Origin of the sequence: Sorangium sp. So ce117, from assembly GCF_051524395.1 — a bacterium.
GTDB lineage: Bacteria > Myxococcota_A > Polyangia > Polyangiales > Polyangiaceae > Sorangium > Sorangium cellulosum_B.
In genome coordinates, this window is the sequence record NZ_CP150309.1 from 6,918,568 (window position 1) to 6,941,113 (window position 22,546).

Genomic DNA, 22,546 nt, shown 5'->3' on the forward strand with positions numbered 1-22,546 from the left:
CCAAGGCCAAGCAGCTCGCGCGACGCGGGCGGAGACGCCGGACAGCACACAAGCCGTTCGCTGGAGCTTCACAGCAACGCACATGCCATCAAGTTCAGGACGGACCAGCCCTGTCTGGATCGCTCCGTTCCACCGCATTTCCCGCAGGGATCTCTGCAGCGCCGCTCCTCTCCCCCGGAGCTCCCGGGCAGGCGCCGCGACCGAGGCTGTCAACCACCGGTTGACACGGTGGACACGTGCAACACCGCGTCATCCGCCCTGGCGCTGTACGATGCCCGCGATATCGAGCGCCGCGGCCTGGTCCCGTGCTCGGCTCCGCGGCGCCTCCCGGGGATCAGGGGCCGATTCGAACGAGCTCGACCCAGTCGAGCCTCGCCGCGTCCTCGCGGCACCCGAACGAGACGATGTGCATCCCGGGATCGAGCGCGAACTTGAGCAGCAGCCCTGTCGCGTCCTTCGAGTCGTGAACGTAATCCTCGTGGAACTCGGTCCCGTTGAAGTCGTACCTGGTTCCGAGCTCCGGCTCATGGTCCACGCGGACCAGGAACGAGTTGTCCGTGCTCTCGTCGGGCCCCGTGGCGACCCTGGCCCTGATCTGGAACGTGCCGGCCTCGCCGACCTCGAACGAGCAGTCGACCCGATCGCTCTCGCAATTCGCCTCCTCGGGGACCGCCACGTACGTCCCGCCGCTCGCCAGCGGGTCGTCCACGCGCTCGAAGCGGCCGGAGAGCTCGCAGTCCTCGGCCTCGATCCTGATCCTGAACGAGCTGCTCCCCCCTCCCGCGGCCGCCGGCGAGGCGTCCCACGCGGCGGACAACCCCTCCAGCGAGCACGCGCAGGCCAGCACCGGCAGGAGCGCCCCCCAGCGCCCCCATCGCGCTGCACGCGCGACGGCCGCCGTCGCGAGCGCCGTGGGAGCCTCCCCCGCGCCGCAGCCCGCGCGAGGTCCCGTGTCCGCCCCAGGTCCCGAGCTCTCGTTCATCTCCCACGACGCTAGCAAGGCGCGCACCGGCGGCGCGGCACAACTTGTCGAGCCGGCGCGATTCACGCGGGGCGCGCGGTCGTCAGGAGCACGCCCCGCGCGTGTCAGCGCGCGGCGGGACGCGCGTAGTCCTGCGCGCGGAAGAGCACCCCGTGGACCTCGCCGTCGACAAGCGCCGGGACGAGCGCCCCAGGCAGCACCGACTCGACGTCGTTCGGCGCCTTCGGCCCGCCGAGATCGGTCCGCAGCCACCCCGGGTCGAGGAGGTTCATCAGCACGCCCGTGCCGCGGAGCGAAGGCGCCATGTCGCGCACGAACTTGTCGAGCGCGGCCTTCGACGCCGCATAGGCCATCAGCTCGGGCTGATCCTGGATCCCGGAGGTCACCTGCACGATTCGCCCGAAGCGCCGCTCCAGCATCGTCGGCAGCAGCCGGTACGTGATCCGTATCGGGCTGATGACGTTCACCTCGAAGCTGAGCCGGTAATCGTCCGCCGGCGTCTGCAGGTGCGAGGCGCGGAACGGCGTCATGATGGCGGCGTTGTTGAACAGGAGGTCGATCCCGCCCGACGCCGCGATGGCGTCGTCCAGCATGCGGTCGACCGCCGCCTGATCCGACAGCTCGCCCGAGACGGCGCTCACCCGGATCCCCTTGCCGGCGAGCTCCCCTTCGAGCTCGCGCGTGTGCGCCGCGTCGCGGCTGTGCAGGACGACGTTGCAGCCGAGGTCCGCGAGGCCGCGCGCGATCCGCTTTCCGATACCCCGGCTCGCGCCGGTGACAAGCGCCCACTTTCCGTTAATTTCAAGCGTCATGGCGGCCTCTTATGGCAGAGGCCGTCCGGCCTGGCAGCTCGAAAGCGCTGCGGCGGGCGCCGGCGCCGCGGGGACGCCGCTCCGGGCGGCGCCACGCGCGCCGGCGCCTACGCCCGGCGCCGCGCCGCAGCGCGCTTCCGGCTGACCTCCAGGCCGCGGCCGAGGCTGCGCAGAACGAGCAGCTCCTCGCCGAGGTCGACGTCGACGAGCGCGCGCGCGACCTCCGGGCGGACGCCGGTGAGGATCGGCCTGGAGCCGAGCAGCTGGATCGCGTGCGCCAGCCGCTCCAGGGCCGCGGCGCCGTCCGGATCGAGCGCCTCCGCGCCGGTGACGTCGAGGACCACGTGGGACGCCCGCTGCGCCACGATCGCCGGGAGGAGCCGCTCTCCGAGCTCGCCGCCGCGCTCCGCGTCGAGGCGCCCGATGAGCGGCACCGCGAGCGTGCCCCGGCCGACGTCGAGGATCGGCGCGGAGAGGTTGAGGATCTGCCGCCGTTGCTCCTCGACGAGGGCGAGCGAGCGGTTCAGTCGGTCGATGAGCCGGCCCTGCTCCTCGACCTGCCCCTCGGCGCGCCGCTGCGCCGTGACGTCGAGCTGCTGCACGAGCACCGCGCGCGCGCCGGTCACGGGATCGGTCGTGGGGCGCGCCTCCACCTGGTGCCACCGCTCGCCGTCGGTCGTGACGACCCGCACTTCCCCTGCCCACGCCGCCTCGACGTCGATCGCGCCGCGGACCGCCGCGCTCACGCCCTCGTCCGGGAACGCTGCGTCGATCGTCGGCGCGTCGCCGAGGGCGCGCAGGGCCGCGGGGTTGTGGAAGAGCACCGTCCCCTCCCGGTCGACGAGGCTGACCAGCACCGACGAGTGGCGGACCGCCTCCACGCCGCGCACCATCGAGGCGCCGACGCTGGCGGCCTGGGGGAGCGCCTGGAACAGGATCGCGAGCCGCCCGTCATCGAGGTCGATCGGCTGCCCGTGGAGCGTCACGGTCGCGGGCGTCCCGCGCGGGTAGAGCGTCCAGTCCTCCAGGACCGTCCCCCCTTCCGCGAGGACGCGGAGGTAGCCGTCGAGCCGCGCGCGGACGGCCGGCGACAGGTCCGAGAGGTCGCGGGAGAGCAGCTCGGCGCGATCCGTCGCGTGCCAGAACTGGATGGCCTTCGCGTTCACCCAGGGGAACCGGTGCCGGCCGTGGTCGTAGACCCAGGTCGGCAGCACGGACAGATCGAGCGCCGACAGGCGCTGGTCGAGGGACGTCATGTCGTGGCGGCACGTCATACGACGCCCCCGTCCGTCCTGCACGCCCCTTAACGTCTCTTCACGGGCGCGGCCGGCGTGCGCGGACGCTCAGCGGGTGATCTGCCATAAGAGCTCGAGCAGCTCCTGCACGGCGGCCCGCCGGCCGTTCCAGCGGGATTCCCAGGACGAGGCAGCCACGACGGCGCTCGCCCGACGCGCCGCCTCCCTGGCGATCTCGGCCTCCCGGCGCGACCGCGCCTCATCGTCGATCTGCTGCTGCCGCGCCCTCGCGGTGCCGCCCGACGCGGCGAAGGCGAGGAGCTGCGGGAGCTCGCCCCGGTCGAACCAGGTGCCGTGTTCCCTGCAGATATCGACGATGATGCCGCTCTTGCCGGCGAAGTTCTTGCGGTTCATCGGCTGGCCGCACGCCGGGCACCGGACGTAGCGCACGCGGACGTCGACGTGCTCCGGCCGCCGCGGCGGCCTCGGCGCGCTCGTCCCATAGCTCTCGCGGCGCTCCAGGAGGTCCCGCAAGAGCGCGTTGTCGACGAGCTGGCCGCCGCACCGGCCGCAGTCGCGCAGGAGGCCCGCCGCGGCGCGGAACGCCGCGAATGGCACGCCGCAATCGGAGCAGAGGAGCGCGTCGGGCTCGGGGATGGGCTCCAGGCCGAGCTCGTGCCCGCACCCGTCGCAGCGCTCCGCGTCGGGGAGGTTCAGCAAGTAGCAGCCGCCGCAGCGCACGGTGGCGAGCGGCCCCTGACACCCGGGGTAACAGCGCCCCTCGGCGTTGATCAGGAGGCCGCATCGGGGGCATGTGCTGCGATCGGCGCGCACCCTGGGAGTCTAGACGCCCAGCGCGCTCACGAGAAGCGCCGCGACAGGCGCCCTCGCTCCTGGCGCCGGCGCCGCCTTCAAAGCGCCGGACGGATGATCGGGCTCAGCGCTGCCTGGCGGGGCGCATCCAGGGATGGGGATGGGAGCTCCGGGGGCGGCTGTGCGGCGGCGCGCTGGACCGGCGCACCTGCTTTCCGAGCTCCTCGAGCAGAACTCCCACGGCGGTGTCATCGTCCTGAAGCACGACGACATGGTCGTTGTTCTCCTCACGCAGGAGCCGGTTCACCTGGAGGGCGCCGACCGCCGTCCGCACGACGATGGCGACGCAGGCGAACTCGCTGACGAGCATGCTGCGCGTGCGCATCGTCGCGGCCTCGAACGCCGGATCGTTGTTCATCGGAGCCCGGCGGAGGTCGAGCAGGTGGCCGAGACACCAGCGATCCAGCGACTCGTAGACCTTGAGCGCTTCGGAGTGGACCCGGATGAAATCGTCGGGAGACGGATAGGGGACCTCGGAGCGGGTGCTGCGGACGATCGACATCTCCTGATCGAGGGTGACCGTCAGGTGGTCGTTCTGCAGCAGGACATCCATCCCACCACAGGATAGCGAGCCGGCGGCGCGCCGGCACTGAAAAGCATTGGCGAGCTCAGCGCTGCGCCGGCAAATGCTGCGATATCGGCCAGAACGGACCGCCGCACCGAGGCGTGGGTTCGGGTGTGCGTGAAGCGATGCGCGGCCCAGAACCAGCGGCGCCTGCATTCCCTCGCGATGGGCGCGGGCGGCGGGAACGAGCCTCCTTCAGGCCAGCGAGTTCGGTTCTCGGGACGACTACCGGCGGTCATGTGGTTTGGTCATGTTGGTTGATCGTCCAGCACGCCCTGGACTCGCCCCTTCAACCCGTCCCGCCCACAGCCCGGCTCACTCGAACCGAAGCGCCTCCACCGGATCGAGCCTCGACGCGCGCCTCGCCGGCCCCACGCCGAACGTGATCCCGATGAGGATCGATACCCCGAGCGCCAGCCCGACCGCGTACGTCGGCACGATGGTGGCCCACTCCCCGAACCGCGACAGCAGCACCGCCGCCCCGTACCCGAGGCCCACCCCGGCCACGCCGCCCGCGAGCGACACAACGACCGCCTCGACAAGGAACTGCCGCAGGATGTCCCCGCGCCGCGCCCCCACCGCCATCCGCACGCCGATCTCGCGCGTCCGCTCCCGCACCGAGACCAGCATGATGTTCATGATCCCTATTCCACCCACGATGAGCGACACCGCCGCCACGCTGCCGAGCAGCATCGTGAAGGTGCCCGTGATCTGCCCCATCGTCGCCAGCATCTCGGCCTGCGACCGCACCTCGAAATCGCTCGGCTGATCCGCGCGCAGCCGGTGGCGCAGGCGCAGCAGCTGCTCGAGCTGCGCGATCACCATGTCGGACCGATCCTCGCTCGCCAGCTGCAGCGAGATCGTCGACAGGTGATCCTGCCCGAACAGCACCGACCGGTGCGTCGACAGCGGCACGAACACCCCGTCGTCCGGCGACCCCATGCCCGACCCCTTCTCCGCCAGCACCCCGACCACCCGGAACGCGTTCCCGTTGATCTGGAGCCGCGTCCCGAGCGGCGAGGCCCCCGGATAGAGCTGCCGCGCAACATTTGCCCCGAGCACGACAACGCGCGCCCGCTGCTGCTCGTCCAGGTCGGAGAACGAGACGCCGGTCGCCACCGAGAGAGAGCGGACCTCGAGGTACGCCGGCGTGATCCCCGTCACGGACGCGTTCAGGTTGCTCGCCATGTACCGCAGCTGCGCGCTACCGCTCCGCTCCGGCGCGACCGCCGCCACGCCGTCGAGCCCCTTGAGCGCCTCGGCGTCGCCCTCGGTCAGCGTCTTCACCGTACCCGACCGGACCCCGCTCGCCGACGCGGACCCCGGGCGCACCATCAGCAGGTTCGCGCCGAGCGACCGGATCCGCCCCTCGACGCTGCTGCGCGCGCCCTCCCCGATCCCGAGCACCGCCACGACCGCCGCGGTACCGATGATCATGCCGAGCATCGTCAGCAGCGTCCGCAGGCGGTTCGAGGCGAGCGAGCGCCACGCGCTCTTCGCCGTCTCCTTGATCAGCATGCCGCCTCCATCTCGCCCGCGTGGAACGCCGACACCACGTCGGCCGAAGGCCCGTCGGCCACGATGTGCCCGTCCCTCATGTGGATGGCGCGCGAGAGCGACCGCGCCACGCCGAGGTCGTGGGTCACCATGATCAGCGTCGTCCCGTCCGCGTTCAGCGACAGGAGCAGCTCCAGCACGTCGCGCCCCGTCTTGCTGTCGAGCGCGCCCGTCGGCTCGTCGCACAGCAGGATCGACGGCCGCGTCACGATCGCCCGCGCGATCGCCACGCGCTGTCGCTGCCCGCCGGAGAGCTCCGTCGGCAGGTGCCGCGCGCGCGCCGCGAGCCCCACGCGATCGAGCGCGCCCTCCGCGAGCGCGCGGCTGTTCTTCACCGCCCCGTAGAGCAGCGGCAGCTCGACGTTCTCCGCCGCCGTCATCCGCGGCAGCAGGTTGAAGCTCTGGAACACGAACCCGATGTGGCGATTCCTGAGCGCCGCGAGCTCGTCGTCGTCGAGCTCCGCCACGTTGCGCCCCCCGAGCCGGTACGTGCCCTCCGTCGGCCTATCCAGGCACCCGAGGATGTTCAGCAGGCTCGACTTCCCGCAGCCGGAGGGCCCGATGATCGCCACCGACTCGCCCCGGCGCACCTCGAAGCCGATCCGGTCGACCGCCCGCACCGCGAGATCCTCGCGATCGGCGTGGTACACCTTCGAAAGCCCACTCACGAGGACCGGGACGTCCATCTCAGCGCCCTCCTCGGCCGGCGCCGGCGCCCATCCCCATGCCCATCCCCCGCATCGGGTTCTGGCCGCCGCCCTGCCGCTGCCCCTGCCCCTGCGGCCCCGCCGCGCTCGCGGCGGGAGCGCTCGCGAGCACGTCGTCGCCCTCGCTCAGCCCCGCGGTCACGACCATCTGCGAGCCGTCCGTCGCCCCGGTCTGGATCGGCCGCTCCTCGCCGTTCGCGAGCCGCACGAACCGCCGCTTGCCCTGCGACTGCACGGCCAGGAGCGGCACGAGCAGCACGTCCTTCTGCTCCGCGGTCACGATCTCCACGTCCGCGCTCATCCCCGACCGGAGCAGCGACGCCTCCTTGTCGTTGACGACGATCTCGACGTCGAACGTCACGACGCTCGACACCTCCTTGCCGAGCGGGCTCACCCGGTCGACAACGCCCTGGAACACCCGGTCCCCGTAGGCGTCGACGCGGATGTCGACCCGCTGCCCCGGCGCGACGCGCCCGATCTGCGCCTCGTCGATCGCGCCGACGATGCGCAGGTTCGACAGATCGGCGAGCGTCATCACGGCGCTGCCGCCGCTCACGTTGGTGAGCGCCGACGAGACGAGCGTCCCCTTCTCCACGGCCACGTCGAGCACCGTCCCGGCGATCGGGGCGTAGATCTGCGTCTCCTTCAGCCGCGTCTCGGCGTCCTGCACCGCCAGCTCGGCCGCCTTGAGCTGCGCCTGGGTCGAGCTCAGCTGCGCCCGCCGCAGCGTGATGTTGGCGCCCGCGACCTTCGTCGAGTGCGCCGCCGTGCGGGCCGCGTCGGTCGGCCCGAGGCCCATCTCGGCGCTCTTCTCGGCGACCTCCTGGCTCGTCTGGCTGTTCTTGCGCTCGAGCTCGGCGACCGCGACCGACGCGTTCGCCGCGGCGAGATCGGCCTTCACGCGGTCGCGCGCCACGCGCGCCGCGGCGAGATCGCGCTCCGCGTCCATCGGGTCCAGGCGCACGAGGAGCTGCCCCGCCTCGACCGTATCGCCCTCCTTCACGAGCACCTCGATGACCTGCCCCGGGGCGCGCGACTTCACCTCGACCTGGACGTCGGGCTCGATCTTCCCGGACGCGGCGGCGGTCTCGGTCAGGCTCCCGCGGCGGATCTCGACGGTGGGGCCGGCGGGGGTCTTCTCGGGCTGCTTGTACCAGGCGTACCCGCCGATCGCGAAGCTCGCCACGGCCAACGCGGCCACGCCGGACATCAGGTAACGCTTCTTGTTCCTGTTCATGACGACCTCCTGGGCAGCACCGACGCGAAGCGGACGAGCAGCGCGCCCGTCTCGTGATCGAGCTGGAGGCGCGACGTCAGCTCCGTCACCGCGGCCCGCAGCCTGCGGAGCTCCGCCTCTCTGCGCGTCTGCTCCGCCTGCACCACGTCGGCCGACGTCGCGGTCCCGAGCGAGAGCCGCTGGCGCTCGGCCTCGGCCAGCTCACCCGCCATGCGCGCCGTCTCGGTGGCCAGCGCGACCTGCTCGGCCGCGGCCTCGAGGCTCGCGCGCAGCGAGCTCACGTCGGCCGCGAGCGCCTCGGCGCGCGCCTGGTACCGCGCCTCCGCGGCCGCGAGCTGCGTGCGCGCGCGGGCCGCGTCCGCGGACGCCCGCCCGCCGCCGAGCGGCAGCTCGACCTCGATCCCGCCCAGCACCCCGAACGCGGGCCGGCCGCCCGGCAGCGAGAGCCCCGGCAGGCCGTCGCGCACCCACTGCCCGTCCATCGAGGCCGTCGCGAACAGGTCGAGGCGGATCTGGTCCGCGTCCTCCGCCGCGCCCACCCGCGCGCGCTGCGCGTCGAGGTCGGCGCGCAGCGCCGCGAGCTCCAGCGACCGCTCGCTCGCCGCGCGCACGAGCGCGTCGGCCGGCGGCAGGGCCCCGGGCGACGGCGGCGCGCCGGTCGGGGCGAGCGACGCCGCGCTCGCCGGGGCCATGCCGAGCGCGCGTCCGAGCGCGATGGCCCGCGCCGCGCGCGTCGCCCGCGCCTGCGACAGCGCGTCCGCGATCGACGCGGCCGAGGTCGAGAAGCGCAGGACGTCCACCTTCGTGCCGGTGCCGAGGGTCTCGGCGCGCGCCTTCGCGTCCGCTCGCAGCCGCTCTGCGGCCGCGAGCGCCTGCTCCTGCACGAGGATCGCCTGCTCCGCGTACCAGAGCTCCCAGTACGCCCCGAGCACGTCGAGCGCGGTCTGGCTCGCGGCGAGCTCGCGCTCCTGCTCCGCGGCGACGGCCGACGCCTGCGCCTGCGCGTACGGCGCGAGGACCGCGTCGGTCCCGGCCCCCCGCAGGAGCGGCTGCCGCGCCGAGACGTACGCCTGCGCGCCGTAGTTCGGCCCCGGGGTCCCGTCCGCGGGCGAGCGCGCCGACGCGCCCACCTCGAGGCTCGTCCCGACGTCGGTCGTGTACCGCAGCGCCGCGTTCGACGCGACGGACGTGCCGCCAGAGCGCTGGAGCGCGCCGGATCCATTGCCCGGCGCGCCTCCGTTGGCGTCGGCGACCCTGCCGTAGGACTCCTGGTACTGTCCGGTCACCGAGGCCGAGAGCGTGGGCCTGCGGGCGCCCTCCTCGGCGGCGACGGCCTGCCGCGCCGCGGTGGCCTCGAGCAGCGCCGCGCGGAGGGACGGGTTCTGGGAGGCCGCGCGGCGGACCGCCTCCTCGGCGGTGAGCGTCTCGGCGCGCGCCGCGACGCTCAGCGAGCACATGGCGGCGAGGGCGAGAGCCGCCAGCCACGGCAAGGGAACGGAGCGAGTGAACGTCATGCACCGCAAGCTAAAGGGCAATGTCTCAAGAGGTGTCCTGGTCGTGTAAAGATTCGTCAAGACGCCTCTTGACCAGGCCTTACACGGCGGTGCGACAGCCGCGCTACAGTCGCGACATGACGGATCCGCCCCAGATCCTGGTCATCGACGACGACGCCGAGCTCTGCGAGCTCCTGGCGGAGCTGCTCGGTCAGGAAGGTTACGCGGTGGAGAGCGCGCGCGACGCGATCTCCGGCCTCGCGCGCGCGCAGGAGGAGAGGGAGAAGCCGTTCACGCTCGTGGTGCTCGACGTGATGCTGCCCGGGCTCAACGGGTTCGAGGTCCTCACGCGGCTGCGGCAGAGCTCGCGCGTCCCTGTCCTGATGCTCACCGCGCGGGGCGAGGACGTCGACCGCATCGTCGGCCTCGAGATGGGCGCCGACGACTACCTGCCGAAGCCGTTCAACCCGCGCGAGCTGGTCGCCCGCGTGCGGGCGCTCCACCGGCGCGCCTCTCACGCCGGCGCGGCGGCCGGGCCGGGCGCGGCGGCCGGGCCGGGCGCGGCGGCCGGGCCGGGCGCGGCGGCCGGTCCTTCCGCCGCGGAGGCGCAGGGCGCGCTGACGGTCGACGATCTCGAGGTGCTCCCCGCCGCGCGGCGCGTCCGTGTCCGCGGCGAGGAGATCCGGCTCACCACGGCCGAGTTCGACCTGCTCGAGGTCCTGGCGCGGCAGGCGGGGACGGTGGTGTCGCGCGAGGATCTCGCGCGGCGCGTCCTCGGACGCCGGCTCGCGGCGTACGACCGAGGCATCGACATGCACGTCTCGAACCTCCGCCGCAAGCTCGGGCCTGGGCCGGGCGGCGGCGAGCGCATCAAGACGGTCCGCAACGCGGGCTACATCCTCGCGCGGGAGCGCGCGTGAAGCGCTTTCTCCCCGGAGGGCGGCCGTGAAGAGCCTCTTTTTGCGCCTCCTCGTCTCGCTGTGGCTCGCCATGGCGCTGCTCGTCGGCCTGCTCGCGGTGATCCACGGCTGGGCGTTCTCCGCCGAGCCGAGCGGGCTGCGCCGCCGCCTGAACACGCGCAGCGTCGAGCTCCGGGCCGAGGGCGCGCTCGCCTGCGCGCGGGACGGGCTCCCCGGGTGCGAGCAGCGCCTCGCGCCGCTCGATCCGCGGGATCAGCGCGTCGCGGTCTACCGGGCCGGCGCGCTCGTGATGGGCGAGCCCATCGACGGCGCGCCGCTCGCCGAGGACAGGGCGAGGCGCTCGGCCGACGGCATCGCCATCGAGGTCGGCGAGGAGCGGGAGCTCGTCGCGGTCGTCCTGCGCCGCGACCCTGCCCTCGCCGCGGTCGCGGCCGGCCCTGTCCGGTCGCCGTGGATGTTCTTCATCGTGCCGGAGACGTTGCCCCAGCGGCTCCTCGCGATCGTCGCCGTCACCGGGCTCGTCGCGGTGCTCCTCGCGCGGTACCTGTCCCGTCCGATCCGCATCCTGCGCGGCGCCACGCAGCGGATGGCCGCGGGGGATCTCTCGGTGCGCGTCGCGCAGAAGCTCGCGGGCGCGGACGGCGAGACGCTGGCGCTCGGGCGCGACATGGACCGGATGGCCGAGCGCATCGACGAGCTCCTGGAGACGCAGCGCCGGCTCCTGCGCGACGTCTCTCACGAGCTCCGGTCGCCGCTCGCGCGGCTCAACATCGCGCTCGAGCTCGTCCGCCGGCGCTCGCCGCCGGACGTGGAGCCGGCGTTCGACCGGATCGAGCGGGAGACCGAGCGGCTCAACGGGATGATCGGCGAGCTGCTCACGCTGAGCCGCCTGGAGTCGGGCCGGGGCATGGAGCGCACCGAGCGGGTCGATCTCGCGGCGCTCCTGGAGCAGCTGGTCGAGGACGCCGCGTTCGAGGCCGAGCAGCGGGGTTGCTCGGTCGAGCTCGGGGCGCGCGACGCGTGCTCGCTGGACGGGAACGAGGAGCTCCTCCGGCGCGCCATCGAGAACGTCGTCCGCAACGCGGTGCGCTTCACCGAGCCGGGCACCGCGGTCCGCGTCGATCTCGAGTGCTCCGGCGGGACGGCCGAGGTGCGCGTCCGCGATCGCGGCCCGGGCGTCCCGGAGGGCACACTCGGGGACATCTGGAAGCCGTTCTACCGGGTCGACGACCACAGGGCGCGCGGCGCGGGCGGCACGGGGATCGGGCTGGCCATCACGCAGCGGGCGGTGCGGATCCACGGCGGCGAGGTCGAGGCGAGGAACGCGGACGGCGGCGGGCTCGAGGTCGCGCTGCGGCTGCCGGTCGGCGCGGGAGGCGCATGACGCGCCGGCTGCGTTATCGGGCGCGACTCGCCGCTTCGCGCCCGATGCGGGTCACGCCCTGGCCGTTCGAGTGAGCGCGCTGTTCCCCGGCAGGAACAGGTGTCTCCTCCAGAGAGACAGGGCGCTCGATAGCCTCCCCGCAGGCCGTCGAGCGAAGATCGCTCCTTCGAGCCGCGCCTTCGCTCCTTTGCGCCAGGTCTGCGCAATCTGTCGGGCCGCGCCTTCGCTCCTTTGCGCGAGGTCTGCGCAACAGCCGTCGCCGGCTCGGCCGGCCCCGGCCAACAGCGCTCCGAGCTCGCGCGCCGCGCGGCGACTCGTCCCACGAAAGCGCGGCGCGGCCGAGACAGCCATCGATGGCTTGGGGATTGCAGCGTGGCGCACATCATGCACTTGCGCCTGCAACCGCGACTGCGACCCAGACCGAGCAGGGTGATCGCCACCTCGCCCCCACCCCGCCTGCGCCGGACAATCCTCCTGGCGCTGGCCTTCACGACACTCCTCTTCAGCAACGCCGCCTGGGCGCAGGCCCCATGGGCGAGCCCGGAGTGCGCCGACGCCGGCCTCGAGTCGCCCGCGGGCACGTGTGATGGCCCGTGGCGCTACAGCTGGCGGCGCCTCTGCCAGGATCCGGCGATCTGCGGCTACTCGGGCGTCTGCGCGAATTACAACAGCTGCACGACCTACGGCGCCGGGATCAACGAGTCGAACATCGTCGAGCGCCCGAGCACCCAATACACCTCGACCTGCCAGACGACGTACGGAGGTCCCAATGACGGTCTGACGACCTGCCCCCCGGACACGACGACGATCTGCAGCAACCTCGCCACGAACCGAAAGAACGCGATCAGGAGCTCCGTCGTACCGACGACCGGCCCCAATTACAGCACGTGGCTCTCACGGCTCGACGTGCAGCCGCGGACCGTCATCCTCAGCGACAGGACCACCCAGAGCGGAGGCTTTCCGCTGGAGAGGATACGGACGATCACCTACAGGTGCGAGCTCAACATCACGAGCTTCCCGCAGCCCAACACCGGGCCAGCCCCCGAATGCGGCTGTCATGACTACAGGCCCAACGAGTGCGCCTGCGAGACGGGCACCACGCTGACCACGCCTTCACCCAACGCGCTGGCGCCGACCGCGCCGAGCGGCCCCGGCCAGACGTTCCCTCCGAGCTCGGCGCCGGTCTGCCTCACCTGCGATGACCCCGACTTCGTCGCCGACAGCGACGCTCGCGCGATGGCCGCCTGCCTCGTCGACAAGATGGCGGGCGCGCCCGCCCACGTGGCACAGGCTCAAGCCGCCCGGCTCAAGCTGGTCCTCGAGCTCGCCGCCCACCGGCTCAGCGCGTCGGAGCGCGCTCCGATCGAGCTCCTCTACAGCTCCTTCGCGGGCGCGCCCGCGTGCCAGCTCCCGCTCGCGATCGATCCGGCGTGCGCCGCGTCGGCCGTGAGCCCGAGCGGCGTGAACATCGCCAGCCAGCTCCAGCTGTGCGCCGACCTCGACGCCGCCCACGTCCCCGTGGAGGCCGTTCGCGCCGAGCTCCCCCATTGCCTCGACGTGCTCGCCGAGCTGCCCGAGCTGCCCGAGAGCGCCTGCCGCGGGACGTTGCTCGCCCTCGGCGCGGAGATCGTCGCGACCCTGATCGAGCGCACGACATCGACGTACAGCGCGGCGGGCGGGCTGGAGGACGATCTGCTCGAGAGCCTCCGCCACCTCGACGCCTGGTACAACGCCGTCGCCCCGATCGGGGATCCCGGCTGGGTGCGCGCGCAGAGCGGCGCCCTCGCCGGCCGCATCTGGGAGCGAGCCCACGAGGCGGCCGAGCCCTTGCCCGCGAACGCCGGCAGCGACGCCGCCGCGGCCGCGCTCCTCGCCGACGTCGCCGCCTCGGGCCTCGCCGTCGACTGGGCGATGCTCCGCGCCGCGTTCCACCCCTCGAAGCCGATCGCCTCGCCGCCGCTCCTGTTCATCGTCGGCGACGCGCTGCGCGGCACGCTCGATCGCCTCCAGCAGGTGAGCCCGATCCACGACGTCGCCTGCAGGTTCGCCGGGTGCGCGCCCACAGCGCCGGGCGGCGCGCCGCTCGCGACGCCGGCCTCCGAGGCGTGGCGCGCCCTCGCCGCCATCGACGACGCGGGGGCGCTCGCCGACGTGCTCGGCCACGCCGGCGCGCTCGGCAGCCAGCAGCCCGCGCTCGTCGCCGCCCTCGCGGCCCTGGTCCAGCAGCACGCGGCGCTCGCCGAGGCCTGGAGCAGGGCCGGCGGCTCGTCCCTGGCCGCGCTCGCCGACCCGAACGCCGAGGTGCCGATCGAGGCCGAGGGCCTGGCCGCGCTCGTGCGCGCCGCGCGCGGCGCCGCCACGAGCTACGCCGCCACCGGCCTGATCGCCGCGTCGCCCGCGCGCCTCAGCTCGGCCGTGCTCAAGCGCGAGCAGCTCGTCGGGTACATCGACTACGGCGTCAGCGCGGTCGACGGCGCGGCCGACGACTTCGCCGCCGCCCGGCTCGCCACGACGAACGACCTGCTCGCGCAGACGCGCGCGGCGGGCGAGACCCGGAGCGTCCTCGACCGCGTGGCGTCGCAGGTGCACGAGGCCCGCGCGCTCCTCGGCCGGCTCGACGGCCTGCGCTCCCGCGAGGCGTCAGAGCACGCCGCGATCGGCGACTTCATGAGCGCGTTCGAGGCCGTGATCGCGTCGGGCGCCTTCGACGCCGACGCCGCCTACCAGGTCGACACGCTGCCGCCCGTCGAGATCAGCCCGGACGACGCGCGCTTCCCCGTCGGCGGCGAGCTCGACCTGCCCTCGATGCACGCGGCCGTGGTGACCCTCTTGCCGGGCGAGATCCTCGACGTCGACATGCCCGACCGGACGTGGACGCCCACGTGCGCGCTCGACCTCTCCCAGATCGCCTCGCCCACCGGCGCCGCCGCGGACATCGACGTGCTCGGCGCCGTCGCCGGCCCCGAGGGCTACTACATCACGTGGTCGAACACGCGCTACGAGGCTGACGGCGTGAACCAGAGCCACACGCAGATCGAATCGAGCCTGGAGATGTTCGAGCGGTGCACCGGCTTCAGCGCCTCCTGGCCGCCGAGCATCCCGGAGCTGCCCAGCTCGCCCCTCGTGGCCTCGTACACCGAGCGGCGCTGCACAAGCGAGAGCTGGGGTACGACCGATTCGTACGGGACCTCGCACACGCTCGGCACCGACGCGCGCATGAGCGCCAGCTTCAACGGCGGGCTGCGGCTGCCCATCGTGCCGGTGCCCGCGGCGCCGGTCGGGAGCCTCCTTGCCGTGCTGACCCTGCACGACCAGCCGGACGTCATCCTCGACGTGCGCGTCGTCAACCCGCGCGACGCGATCCAGGCGCCGGCGGTCGACCCGGCCATGGAGACGGAGATCGACGTCCACTTCCTCGTCAACGACGTCACGGGCGGCTGCGCGCGCCCCACCGCCGACTCCCTCCTGCTGAGCATGCGGGTGATCACGCCCATCGGGCTCGTCGCGCGCTCGCTGGGCGCAGGGATGGCCAAGACGATCGACGCGATCGAGGCGCAGGCCTCGGACATCCTCGCCCAGGGCGGCATGACGAGCCAGGACGCGGGCGCGCTGCGCGCGGACGCGTGGTCCCGGCTCACCCTCCTGCTCGCCGCGCAGGGCAACGGCCTGCAAGGCCTGCCGGTCGAGCTGAAGAACCTCTACGAAGCGTGGATCGAGAAGGAGATCGCGAGCCTCGGCCGGCGCGGCGAGATCCACCGCGTCCAGCACGACATCGCGCGCATCGGCCTCGACCTGCTCGCGCTCGAGCACGAGCTGAGCAACACGGAGGCCGAGTCGCGCCTCTTGCGCCTCATCCCGCGCTGGCGCCTGCGCGACCTCGCCGGCGTAGAGCTGCGCCCCGCGATCGAGTCGCTCCGGGAGATCCTCTCGGACTACGCGGCGCCGATCTTCCAGCTGCGCGATCCCGCGGGCCTCGGCGGCCTCCGCGCCTCCGCGGCCGGGCAGCTCGCGGCGCTGCTCGGCGTGAGCTTCGCCGCCCCGCTCGACGAGGTCGCGGACGATCTGCGCCGCTTCGCTGTCCGCGCCCGCAACAGCCTGGTGGCGGCGCAGTTCGAGCTGCCGAGCGACGCGCGCCGGACGGTCGTGGTGGCGTTTCCGCGCGATCCCGAGGCGTGCGAGGGCCTGTGCGACGAGTTCCGGAGCGCCTCGGAGCAGGCGTCGGAGCGGGCGTGGCGCGGCATCGAGCAGGACGGCCACGTCGCCGAGCTCGCGGTGCAGGCCGCTGACCTCTACGCGTTCTCGGGCGGCAACGCGCGCCTGTCGTGCCACGACGTCGCGCCGGTCGTGCGCCGGGCGTCGGTCTACATGCTGAACCCCGTGAACACGTCGATCGACTTCACGGCGCTCGGCCGCGAGCTGCCCGCCGTCGCAGGCGCGGGCGCCGCGCGCTTCTCGTTCCCGCGCGTCGGCGGCGTCCTCGAGCTCACGGCCGACACCGAGGCGGGCGTCCCGCTCAGCCTGCCTGTCATCAACGGGCCAGGCGGCGACGTGCTCAGCGACTTCGGGGCCAGCAACGAGCTCGGCGCGGGCGCGGGCATCTCGCCGTTCACGACCTTCTCGGTCGACTTCACGAGCTTCTACACCGATCCCCCGGCGACCTTCATCGACCAGACGCTCGCGGTGCTGCTGGTGCTCGAGGTCGAGCGCCGCGTGAACACCGGCCTCAGCTTCGTGCCCGCCGTCTGCCAGAACAGCGTGAACCTCGCCGGAGGCGGCCTGATCGAAGAGCTGCCGCCACAGCTGCCGCCGGAAGAGCTCTAGACACGAGCGCAGAGGGGGCGCGGGCGCGAGCGGACCGCGCGGTGGCTGGGTCGCCCAGGGCGACCCCCTCGCGCGAGCTGCGCCCGCGCCCCCCTCGACCGGTCCTCCTTTGCGCCCGTCTCCGGCGGGGACGCATTGCTCGTTAACACCCTTTCCATCTCACCTTCAGGAGCCCATGATGAACTGGTTACGTCATGCTTTGCCTGCGACAGCCGGCCTCGCCGCCGCTCTCGGGGCCCACGAGGACGCGGCCGCGGGGCCGTTCAAGGACCAGCTGGTGCAGCCGCCCAGCATCGCACAGCCCGAGCGCGGCTCGATCGCCGGCAGCCTCTCGCGGCTGGCGTTCGGACCGTCGGCGCTCGCGCGAGGCGCGTATTCGCTGCCGTTGCCGATCGACGCGCCGGCGGAGAGAGGCGGCCTCCTCGCCTCGGTCGTGCCCTCGTATTCCGCCGAGGGCGGGGTCGGCGAGTGGGGCGTCGGCTGGCAGACCGACCTGACCATCCGGCGGCACCGGGTCGTCGGCGAGATCGATTTCACGGCGGGCGACTCCTTCACGAGCCCGTGGGGCCGGCTGGTCGAGGGCGACGACGGCGCCTACTACCCGGCCGGCCTGCGCAGCATGGTGCGCCTCCGCCTCAGCGACGAGGGGTGGGTGGCGACGACCTCGGACGGCACGCGTCATCGCTTCGACGCCGCGGACGCCAGCGTCACGCCGGACGGCACCTACTCCTGGAACCTGAGCCGCGTGGAGACCCTCTTCGGCGACTCGACGACCTTGACCTGGACTCACAACGATACGGGGCGGGCGTTCCTCTCCGAGGTCCGCTGGGGCGGCCGCTTCGACGGGAACCAGTACCGGATGACGTTCACCTACGAGCCGCTGTCCACGCCGTTCGCCACCTTCGTCTCGGGCGCGAAGACGCTGCTCGATCGGCGCGTCACCCGCGTCGCGGTGTCGGCCTGGAACGGCGCGTACCTCGAGCGCTATCGCCACGACCTGACGTATCAGACCTCGCCGACCGGCCCGGCGTTCTACCTGGCGAGCGTGACCAAGCGCTACGCCTCGGGCGCGACCGAGCCGCCCGTCACCTACCGCTACGACTTCTCGACCGACCAGCTGGCGAACGCGACGTTCCAGCCGGCCCCAGCGCTCGACGGGTACCTCGCCACGTACGGCTCAGGCGCCATTCAGCCCGACAAGGCGGCCATGACCGACCTCGAGCGCAATGGCCTCACCGACATGGAGGTGCACCTCGACCAGACGCTCGTTCGGCAGACCGAGACAGGCTATGTCTTCGAGGCGCTGCCCGCCCCCACGGGCGCCGAGAACCCGCTCTGCCGGCCGGCCCCGTCGGCGACGAACAAACCGCGCTTCCTGGCGCGCATGCACGGCGACGCCACCGAGCCCAACGTGGTCGTGACGGCCGCGAGCTCGACGGGGGCGCAGACGCGCGTGATCGTCTGCGATCGCGCCGGCTTCACGCAGCTCGATCAGTGGATCACGGGCTCCTGGGCCACCGGGCCGAACACCCGCCTCGCCGACCTCGATCTCGACCAGCGGCCGGACATCGTGCGGGTCTCGTACGGCAGCGCGCAGGTGCTGCGGAACACCTCGAGCTCGCCCGCTCAGGCGTCGTTCGCGCCGGGCGCGACCTCATCGCTCTTGCCGAGGGTGACGCCCACGGCGAGCTGGGTCCTCGACGTCAACGGCGACGGGCGGCCCGACCTCATGGTGCGCCACAGCGGCGGCGTGGCGGTCTGGCGCGGCGTCGGCTCCGGCCGCTTCGAGCAGACCGGGACCTCGTACCTGTTCACCACGGCGTCTGGACTGCCTCTCTCGGGGCTCTCCACCTACGAGTTCAGCCACGGCGACTTCAACAACGACGGCCTGTCCGACCTCATCCTGACCAAGGGCCAGACGGTCCTCCTCTTCACGAACCGCGGCAGCTCCTTCGTCGAGACCCCGGTGTCCGCCTTCGCGTCGATCCCCTGGTCCGTCTCCTTTCCTGTGGTCGTCGATCTGTCGGGCTCGGGCAACGAGCAGATCGTCATGGCGAACGGCGCGCACGCCGAGGTGCTGCAGCTGTCGCGGCCGTCCACCGGCCTCTTGCTCTCGTCCGACGACGGCAAGGGCACCGTCGTCCACTTCGGCTACGGCCGGGTGCGCCCGGCGCCCGGGGTGAACCAGCTCTATTCGATCCTCACGTCGATGCGCGTCGAGTCCTCGGGCTACGACCCTGTCACGTACACCTACGAGTATGGCTCGCCCGTATGGCACACGGCGGGCAAGTACCTTGTCGGGTTCGAAGAGGCGCGCAAGGCGTCTCCCTACCTGCACGAGACGGTCGCTTTCCATAACGACAACGACATCGCGGGCGTCGTCACTGGCACGCGCGACGAGGACGACCGCATCCCCGGCCTCGTGCGCTTCTCGGAGCGAGGCCTGGAGCCGGCCGCCTTCCACGGCGTCCCGTGGCTCCGGGTGCTGTGGGAGGAGCGCGGATGGCAGGCGGAGGACGGCAGCGCAGCGGTGACGACGCGCACCGACTTCCGCGAGTACCACGACGGGATCTGCCCGACCGTGGTCGAGACCACGGGGCCGGACGGCATCGGCCGGCAGGAGACGACGTTGATGGAGGTGGCCGAGCTCGATCCCGAGCTCGTCTGCCTCACCGGCTCGCAGCGCGTCATCGGCACACACGACGACGCGACCCTCGACTACGACTACCGCGTCGACATCGAGCGGGACGACTTCGGCCGTGTCACCCGCGCCTCGCAGGCCGGGCCGACAGGCCCGGTCGTGCTTCAGGAGGTGGCCTACGACGACGACCATCGGGTCGCGTCCATCGGCTCGCCGGGCGCCGGCACCTCGCTCTACACCTACGATCCCGTGACCGGGCAGCTCAGCACGGTGACGTCGCCCGACGGCGTGGTGGAGAGCGTGGTTGGCCGCGATCCGATCACCGACGCGCTCGTCCACTCGCGGATCACCCGCGGCGGCGCCGCCTGGAACAACTTCGCCGACTATGACGGACTGGAGCGCCTGCGCGCCACCTGGGACGACCTCTCCGGCGCCACGCCCGCCCGTCCGCTCAACCAGATCGACTATGTCTGGGCGACGGCCACGGCGCCGGGTCAGATCCTCGAGCGCCACCTCGTCGACGCCGCGACCGGCGCGGCCACCGAGATGGCGGACCTCCTCGCCGCGGACGGCGCGGTGCTGGCCAAGGCCGCGCTGCAGCCCGGCGGCTACAGCCTGTCTCGAGTGACGCAGGTGAGCCGCTCGTCCGCGGAGGTGCGGGAGTTCGCGCGCGATCCCATGCCCTCGCTGGGCGGCTTGACGCACGCGTCCTTGCTCGCAGGCGCGACGCTGCTCGGCGTGTCCACGAAGACGGGCGCCGGCAGCGACCTCTCGTCGTGGTCGACGGTGCAGAGCGGCGTCATCGGCGAGAACGAGGTGCTCCGCGAGATCGTGGGCGACGAGCTGGTGGTGACCGCGATCGAGAACGGCGCCTACGCGACGAGGACCGGCGCGGGGGCCGACGGCCGGCCGCGCTGGTTCGCAGACCAGAGCGGGGCGGTGACCTCCTACGCCCACGACGCCATGGGCCGGCTCCGCCGGGTCTACACGGCGGCCGGCGTCCACAGCCTCGACTTCGACGCGTACGGCCGCCCCTCGGTCGTCCAGCGCGAGGACGTGCAGCGCGTCGAGTGGTCGTACGCCGCGGAGACAGGGCGGATGACCGAGCGGCGCGAGCTGTCGACGGCCGGCGTGCTCGACCGGAGGACGAGGTACGAGCACGACGCGATCGGGCGCATCACCCGCACCGTCGAGACGAAGTCGTCGAGCGGCGAGACCCGCACGGTCGAGACGGGCTGGGATGGCGCGCTGCCTGGCGGCCTCACCCTCCCTGGCCAGCTCGGCTTCGCGACCACGGTGACGACCGGCGAGATCACGAAGGTCACGACGCGCCGAGCGGACGGAAAGGTCTCGGCGACACGCTGGGATCTCGACGGGTGGCGCAAGCTCGATCAGGACATCTCGCTCTACGCGAACGGCGCGACGAAGAGCGTGACGCTCCGCGTGTCGGACCGCAACGACGCGCCCCTCCTCGTGACGACGAGGGCGTACGACTACGACGCTTACGGCCGACTGGCCAGCTGCCGGCTGGACGGCGCGCTCCTTTTCACGATGACGTACGACGGCGAGGGCCGGCCCGAGACAGTGTACTTCGAGGACGGCGCGCTCGACCTGAGCTACGACCCCATGACGCGGGCGCGGCGAGGTTATGAGATGAGCGGGAGCGTCTCCGGCGCGGTGAGCTGGGAGAAGAACGCGCGTGGCCTGATGGCGGCGGAGATCTTCGAGCTCGGCGACGACACGTTGCGCCGCGGCTATCAGTACGACGCGCGCGGCTTCCTCGTCGGCTCGTCCGACGGCGCAGGCTCGGCGAGCTACAGCTACGACGCGTCCGGGATGATCGCGTCGGCGAGCGACGAGCTCGGCGACCGGCCCATCGCGCGCAGCGCCGCGGCCATCACGGCGGGCGGCGAGAGCTACCAGGTCGACGCCATGGGCCGCGTGACCGCGCACGACGACCTCACGGTCGAGTATGGTCCGAGCGGCGACGTCGAGCGTGCCTATCGCGGCGCCGACGAGCTCCGCTTCGCGTACGACGAGGCAGGGCAGCGGGTGCTCAAGTACAGGAACGGCGTGCCCGTGGCGGGGTACGTGGCGGGCGCCTACCTCAGCGAGGACGGGCTCGTCGAGCCGGTGAACGTCGCGGGCATCACGGTCGGCGTGATCGAGAACGGCGTGTTCGAGCGCTTGCCGTTCGACCCGCGCGGCACGAGCATCTCCGACGAGGCCGGCGCGCTCTCGCTCGCCTCGGCCTACGGGGCGCGGATCGAGTACGGCCCCCTCGCCGAGGCGATCGACTATGTGCAGAAGGGCTATGACCGCGATCTCGGCCTCGTGCGCATGGGCGTCCGCGACTACGACCCGCTCCTCGGGCAGTTCTGGACGCCGGATCCCCTGTTCTTGACCAGCATCGACAAGTGCGTCGCGTCGCCGGCCGAGTGCAACCTCTACGGCTACGCCAAGAACAACCCGGTCAGCTACGTCGATCCGACGGGCACCGACGCGGACAACCGGAGGACGCCTCCGGAGCTCGAGGGAGGGGACGACAAGCGCGTGACGGAGATGAGGGCCAATACCGGGCTCCGCTACGAGAACAGCCACGCGCTCGCGGCGGGCGACAGGGTGATCTCCGGCATCGATTACGCCGTCACGCTCGATAGCATCAAGCAGCGCTGGGACGCCACGAACGGGGAGATCTACTACCGCGACTGGGGTCTCTGGACGAGCAGCAGGTGGCTCGAGGGCAGCATCCCGCAGCGGGATTTGAGCGAGATCGACAAGCAGCTCCGGACGTTTCCGACCGGCGTCGGCGACTGGACGTTCACGACCTCGAACGGCTACGAGGTGCGCATCATGGTCATCACGCCGATCGCCGGCACGCTGAGCGAGGCATCGATGACGTCCGGAACGTCGGAGAAGATCACGCTCGGCATGACGTTCAAGGAGTATACCGAGACCGCGACGAAGAGCGGCGCCAACCTCGGCCTCTCGGCCGGAGACTCCAAGTCCGCGAGCGCGAATTTCGGGACCTCCTACGAGGAGGCGACGAAATCCGGCACCGAGCGCACCAGCCAATCGACCAGCGAGACGGGACGGAGCGCCAACGTCACGTACAAGTTCAGCCATCAGGCGGAGTCGGCGAAGATCCTGGTCGGCGTATGGAAGAGCGGCAAGCAAGGCGTCTGGACCACGCTGGCGACGAGCCACGAGGGCTCAGACAACCACCTCATCCAGCACGCCTACGTGCCGATCCCGGGCGGGAAGCCGTAGCTCGCCGGGCGGACCTCTCCCGTCCGTCCGGGCTGGTCTCTCGCGGCGG

General features: G+C 72.5%; 13 protein-coding genes. 4 read left to right on the forward strand and 9 right to left on the reverse strand.

Features of this window, described 5'->3' with window-relative positions:
• Positions 1 to 334: 334 nt before the first annotated feature.
• From WMF46_RS25925 to WMF46_RS25965, 9 genes are all read right to left on the reverse strand, one after another.
• Positions 335 to 982: a hypothetical protein gene (locus WMF46_RS25925; protein WP_437541047.1), complete on the reverse strand. Its 648-nt coding sequence runs from the start codon at positions 980 to 982 to the stop codon at positions 335 to 337.
• Between the two features lie 104 nt (positions 983 to 1,086).
• On the reverse strand, positions 1,087 to 1,794 hold the full coding sequence (locus WMF46_RS25930) for an SDR family NAD(P)-dependent oxidoreductase (RefSeq protein ID WP_437541049.1): 708 nt from the start codon (positions 1,792 to 1,794) through the stop codon (positions 1,087 to 1,089).
• 107 nt (positions 1,795 to 1,901) lie between these two features.
• Complete coding sequence (locus WMF46_RS25935; protein WP_437979651.1) at positions 1,902 to 3,050, reverse strand: PAS domain-containing protein; 1,149 nt, start codon at positions 3,048 to 3,050, stop codon at positions 1,902 to 1,904.
• Positions 3,051 to 3,137: 87 nt separating this feature from the next.
• Positions 3,138 to 3,863 (reverse strand): zf-TFIIB domain-containing protein, encoded by a 726-nt coding sequence (locus WMF46_RS25940; RefSeq protein ID WP_437979652.1) that lies wholly within the window; start codon positions 3,861 to 3,863, stop codon positions 3,138 to 3,140.
• Positions 3,864 to 3,966: 103 nt separating this feature from the next.
• Entirely contained in the window at positions 3,967 to 4,455 is a 489-nt protein-coding gene (locus WMF46_RS25945; RefSeq protein ID WP_437902235.1) for a hypothetical protein, read from the reverse strand.
• Between the two features lie 327 nt (positions 4,456 to 4,782).
• Positions 4,783 to 5,985 carry an ABC transporter permease gene (locus WMF46_RS25950; protein ID WP_437979653.1) on the reverse strand — a complete coding sequence of 401 codons (1,203 nt, stop codon included), beginning with the start codon at positions 5,983 to 5,985 and terminating at the stop codon, positions 4,783 to 4,785.
• Positions 5,979 to 6,710, reverse strand: a complete 732-nt coding sequence (locus WMF46_RS25955) for an ABC transporter ATP-binding protein (RefSeq protein ID WP_437979654.1) — start codon at positions 6,708 to 6,710, stop codon at positions 5,979 to 5,981. Before WMF46_RS25955 ends, WMF46_RS25950 begins: the two co-directional genes overlap by 7 nt.
• A gap of 1 nt (position 6,711) precedes the next feature.
• Positions 6,712 to 7,968 (reverse strand): efflux RND transporter periplasmic adaptor subunit, encoded by a 1,257-nt coding sequence (locus tag WMF46_RS25960; protein WP_437979655.1) that lies wholly within the window; start codon positions 7,966 to 7,968, stop codon positions 6,712 to 6,714.
• Complete coding sequence (locus tag WMF46_RS25965; protein ID WP_437979656.1) at positions 7,965 to 9,482, reverse strand: TolC family protein; 1,518 nt, start codon at positions 9,480 to 9,482, stop codon at positions 7,965 to 7,967. Before WMF46_RS25965 ends, WMF46_RS25960 begins: the two co-directional genes overlap by 4 nt.
• A 116-nt stretch (positions 9,483 to 9,598) precedes the next feature.
• Between WMF46_RS25965 and WMF46_RS25970 the strand changes: the two genes are divergently transcribed.
• From WMF46_RS25970 to WMF46_RS25985, 4 genes are all read left to right on the forward strand, one after another.
• Positions 9,599 to 10,381: a response regulator transcription factor gene (locus tag WMF46_RS25970; RefSeq protein ID WP_437979657.1), complete on the forward strand. Its 783-nt coding sequence runs from the start codon at positions 9,599 to 9,601 to the stop codon at positions 10,379 to 10,381.
• 25 nt (positions 10,382 to 10,406) lie between these two features.
• Positions 10,407 to 11,765, forward strand: a complete 1,359-nt coding sequence (locus WMF46_RS25975; RefSeq protein ID WP_437979658.1) for an ATP-binding protein — start codon at positions 10,407 to 10,409, stop codon at positions 11,763 to 11,765.
• Positions 11,766 to 12,194: 429 nt separating this feature from the next.
• Positions 12,195 to 16,586, forward strand: a complete 4,392-nt coding sequence (locus WMF46_RS25980) for a hypothetical protein (protein WP_437979659.1) — start codon at positions 12,195 to 12,197, stop codon at positions 16,584 to 16,586.
• Positions 16,587 to 16,761: 175 nt separating this feature from the next.
• The gene (locus WMF46_RS25985) at positions 16,762 to 22,497 is read left to right on the forward strand and encodes an RHS repeat-associated core domain-containing protein (RefSeq protein WP_437979660.1); all 5,736 of its coding nucleotides are present in this window, start codon (positions 16,762 to 16,764) and stop codon (positions 22,495 to 22,497) included.
• Positions 22,498 to 22,546: the final 49 nt, after the last annotated feature.

Bases quoted from the DNA above. Each gene is read 5' to 3' on its own strand.
- WMF46_RS25925 (WP_437541047.1), bottom strand. From the start codon at position 982: ATGAACGAGAGCTCGGGACCTGGGGCGGACACGGGACCTCGCGCGGGC.
- WMF46_RS25930 (WP_437541049.1), bottom strand. From the start codon at position 1,794: ATGACGCTTGAAATTAACGGAAAGTGGGCGCTTGTCACCGGCGCGAGC.
- WMF46_RS25935 (WP_437979651.1), bottom strand. From the start codon at position 3,050: ATGACGTCCCTCGACCAGCGCCTGTCGGCGCTCGATCTGTCCGTGCTG.
- WMF46_RS25945 (WP_437902235.1), bottom strand. From the start codon at position 4,455: ATGGATGTCCTGCTGCAGAACGACCACCTGACGGTCACCCTCGATCAG.
- WMF46_RS25950 (WP_437979653.1), bottom strand. From the start codon at position 5,985: ATGCTGATCAAGGAGACGGCGAAGAGCGCGTGGCGCTCGCTCGCCTCG.
- WMF46_RS25955 (WP_437979654.1), bottom strand. From the start codon at position 6,710: ATGGACGTCCCGGTCCTCGTGAGTGGGCTTTCGAAGGTGTACCACGCC.
- WMF46_RS25960 (WP_437979655.1), bottom strand. From the start codon at position 7,968: ATGAACAGGAACAAGAAGCGTTACCTGATGTCCGGCGTGGCCGCGTTG.
- WMF46_RS25965 (WP_437979656.1), bottom strand. From the start codon at position 9,482: ATGACGTTCACTCGCTCCGTTCCCTTGCCGTGGCTGGCGGCTCTCGCC.
- WMF46_RS25970 (WP_437979657.1), top strand. From the start codon at position 9,599: ATGACGGATCCGCCCCAGATCCTGGTCATCGACGACGACGCCGAGCTC.
- WMF46_RS25985 (WP_437979660.1), top strand. From the start codon at position 16,762: ATGATGAACTGGTTACGTCATGCTTTGCCTGCGACAGCCGGCCTCGCC.